Source organism: Streptomyces sp. NPDC033136, assembly GCF_055578235.1.
This window is the reverse complement of sequence record NZ_JBVIPD010000056.1, coordinates 1-2,848: the sequence shown is the minus strand read 5'-3', so window position 1 is coordinate 2,848 and position 2,848 is coordinate 1. Positions and strand designations below refer to the sequence as shown.

At 71.1% G+C, this 2,848-nt stretch carries 1 protein-coding gene; it reads right to left on the bottom strand.

Annotated elements, in window-relative coordinates; genetic code table 11:
• Positions 1–2,819, bottom strand: a 2,819-nt coding sequence (locus tag ACZ5TL_RS39415; protein ID WP_468595587.1) for a non-ribosomal peptide synthetase, incomplete at its 3' end; no start/stop codon positions are given.
• Positions 2,820–2,848: the final 29 nt, after the last annotated feature.

Genomic DNA, 2,848 nt, shown 5'->3' with positions numbered 1-2,848 from the left:
GGTGGGGGGAGTTGGGTGGTGTTGGTCTTGCCGTTGGGGTGTTGGGGGAGGGTGGTGAGGTGGGTGAGGTAGGTGGGGATCATGGCGGGGGGGAGGTGGTGGCGGAGGTGGGTGCGTAGTTGGGTGGGGGTGGGGGGTGTGGGGGTGTTGGTGGTGTAGTAGGTGGCGAGGTGGGTGTGGTGGTCGGGGGTGGTGTGGGTGGTGGTGATGGTGTGGGTGATGTGGGGGTGGGTTTGGAGGGCGGTGTCGATTTCTGCGGGTTCGATGCGTTGGCCGCGGATTTTGATCTGGTGGTCGGTGCGGCCGAGGTAGGTGAGGGTGCCGTCGGGGTTCCAGTGGGCGAGGTCGCCGGTGTTGTAGAGGCGTTGGCCGGGTTGGGTGGGGTGGGGGGTGAAGCGGTCGGCGGTGAGGGCGGGTTGGTGGTGGTAGCCGCGTGCCAGGGGGGTGCCGCCGATGTGGAGGGTGCCGGTGACGCCGATGGGGGTGGGGTGGTGGTGGGGGTCGAGGATGTGGAGGTCGGTGGCGTTGATGGGGGTGCCGATGGGGATGCGGGTGAGGGTGGTGTCGTGGGGGGTGGTGGTGTGGGCGGTGACGTCGATGGCGGCTTCGGTGGGGCCGTAGAGGTTGTGCAGGTGGGTGGTGGTCAGGGTGGTGTGGTGGGTGTGGGTGAGGTGGGGGGTGAGTTCTTCGCCGGAGACGATGAGGTGGCGCAGGGTGGTGCAGTGGGGGGTGGTGGGGTGGTCGAGGAAGAAGCGGAGCATGGAGGGGACGAAGTGGCAGACGGTGATGTGGTGGGTCTGGATGAGGTGGGCGAGGTGGTTGGGGTCGCGGTGGTGTCCGGGTGGGGTGAGGTGGACGCGGGCGCCGGTGGTGAGGGGCCAGGTCCATTCCCATCCGTTGACGTCGAAGCCGATGGGTGTTTTGAACAGGACGCGGTCGGTGGGGGTCAGGGGGTAGGTGTGCTGCATCCAGGCGATGCGGTTGGTGAAGGCGGCGTGGGTGTTGACGGCGCCTTTGGGCAGGCCGGTGGAGCCTGAGGTGTAGAGGACGTAGGCGGCGTTGTCGGGGTGCAGGGTCACGGCCGGGGCGGTGGCCGGACGGGCGGCGATGTCGCCGCGCGCGGTGTCCAGGTCGAGCAGGCGGATGCCGGCGGGCAGGTCGAGGGTGGGGGTCAGGTCGCGGGTGGCGGTGTGGGTGAGGATCAGGGGGGTGTGGGAGGTGGTGGCCATGCGGGCCAGGCGGGCCGGCGGGTAGTCGGGGTCCAGGGGCAGGTAGGCGGCGCCGGTCTTCAGCACCCCGACCAGGGCGGTGATCAGATCGAGGCTGCGGTGCAGGCAGATGCCGACCACGTCCTCGGCGCCGATGCCCTGTGCGATCAGGTGGTGGGCCAGGCGGTTGGCGGCCTCGTCCAGCTCCCGGTAGGTCAGCCGGCCCTCTTCGCCGCTGACGGCGATGGCGTCGGGGGTGCGGGCGGCCTGGGCGGCGATCGCTTCGTGCATCAGACCCGTTGCGGCGGGCTGGGGCAGGGGGCTGCTGAAGGCGGCGATCTGTTGCTGTTCGGCCGGGCCGGGCAGCGGGTGGGCGTGTACCGGCCGGGCGGGCTGGCTGGTCATCGCCGCCAGGAGGCGCTGCCAGGCCTCGTGCAGCCGGCCGATGGTGTCCGCGTCGAAGAGGTCGGCGGCGTATTCGATCCGCCCGGCCAGTGACCCGTCGGGCTGCTCTCGCAGGTGCAGGGCCAGCTCGAACTGTGCCCGTCCTCCGCCCGTGACCAGCTCCGACACCTGCGTGCCCGGCAGCTGGACCGGCTCGCGGGGCGTGTTGTCCAGGGCGAACAGCACCCGTACCAGCCCGCCCCGCTCGCTGCCCCCGACGTGCTGGGCGACCTTCTCGAAGGGGATGTCCTGGTGGGCCAGCGCTTCCAGCGTGACGGCGCGGGCCCGCTCGACCAGGCCGGCGAAGGTCGGGTCGCCGCCGGTGTCCACCCGCAGCGCCAGAGTGTTGACGAAGAAGCCCACCACGTCGTCGAGTTCGCTACGAGACCGCCCCGCCACGGGGGTGCCCAGGACCACGTCGCTCTGCCCCGCCCAGCGCCCCAGCACCGCGGCAAACGACGCAAGGACCGTCTGGAAGACCGTCGCCCGCCCCGCCTCCGCCACCGACCGCACACGCCCGGCCACACCCCCACCCACCACGACAGGCATGGAGCCGGCCGGGTACGAGGAGCTCTGGCCGCCGCGCGGGCGGTCCACCGGCAGGTCGAGCGAGGTGGCCCCGCCCAGGGTCTGCTTCCAGTACGCGAGTTCCTCGGTGAGTACCTCGTCGCGTAGTTCCTCGCGCTGCCAGACGGCGAAGTCGCCGTACTGGAGGTCGAGTTCGGGCAGCGGCGACACCTCGGCGCCCTCCGCGAACGACGCGTACAGAGCGCCCAGTTCACGCATCACGATCCCCAGTGACCAGCCGTCCACCACCGCGTGATGCGCCACCAGCGCCAACACCCACTCACCAGCCGCGACCCGCCCCACCACCACCCGCACCAACGGACCCGCCGCCAGATCGAACGGCTCCTCCACCACCGACGCCAACCACGCCTCGACACCGGAGCCGTCGGCGACATCCACCACCGGCACCGAGGACGGCACCGATGCCTCCACGACCTGCTGCAACCCCCCATCCGCCCACACGAACCGCGTCCGCAACGCCTCATGCCGGGCGATCACCTCACCCACCGCCCGCTCCAGCACCCCCACATCCAGAGCACCCGAGACCCGCAGACCCCCCGCCACGTGATACGCCGACCCCGCACCCAACCGGTCGAGCAACCACAACCGCTCCTGACCGAACGACGCGG